The sequence below is a fragment of the Acidovorax sp. KPB24-07 genome, from assembly GCF_057543315.1.
On sequence record NZ_BAAJYS010000806.1, the window covers coordinates 1 to 863 of the forward strand.

1 pseudogene is annotated in these 863 nt (G+C 73.3%); it reads right to left on the minus strand.

Annotated elements, in window-relative coordinates:
* A pseudogene (locus AC27IQ_RS25960) lies at positions 1–863 on the minus strand (aminotransferase-like domain-containing protein); the annotation flags it as partial.

The window sequence follows — 863 nt, forward strand, 5'->3', positions numbered from 1 at the left end:
GGCGTTCGTGCTCGCGCCGGGTGCGCCGCACGTGGCGCTCGTACGCGCCGGTTTCGATCAGCGCGGCCAGCGTGCGCTGCTCCAGCACCGGCGCATGCCGGTCGGCCATGCGCTTGGCCTGGCGGAACACCGCCACCAGGGCCGTGGGCAGCACGAGGTAGCCCAGGCGCAGCTGCGGCGACAGCGCCTTGGAGAAGGTGCCCATGTAGATCACGCGGCCATCGGGGTCGATGGACTGCAGCGCATCGATGGGGCGCTGGCCGTAGCGGAATTCGCCGTCGTAGTCGTCCTCGACGATCCACGCGCGGTGGCGCTGCGCCCATTGCAGCAGCGCCATGCGCCGGCCGATGGGCAGCACGCCGCCCAGGGGAAACTGGTGCGAGGGGGTCACATAGGCCAGGCGCACGCGGCCGTCCTCGGGCAGCTGCGCGGTGTCCAGGCCGTGCGCATCCACGGGCACGGCCCGCAGGCCCGCGCCCGTGGCCTCGAAGCACCGGCGCGCCATGAGGTAGCCGGGCTCTTCGAAGGCGAAGGCATCGCCCGCGTCCAGCAGCAGGCGCGCGCACAGGTCGATGCCTTGCTGGGAGCCGTGCACCACCAGGATCTGCGCGGTATCGCAGGCCAGCCCGCGCGCGCGCCGCAGATAGCCCTGGATGGCGCGGCGCAGGGCGGCATCGCCTTCGGGCGGGATGTAGCGCAGGCTGTGCTGGTGGCGCAGCAGTTCGGCCTGGTAGGCGCGGCGCCAGGCCAGCGCCGGGAAGTCGCGCGAGGCCACCGCGCCGTACAGGAAATCGATGCGCGCGGCTCCGCAGCGGGCAGCGCGGGCAGGTCCATGCCGGCCAGGCGCTGCCCGAAGGTGGACA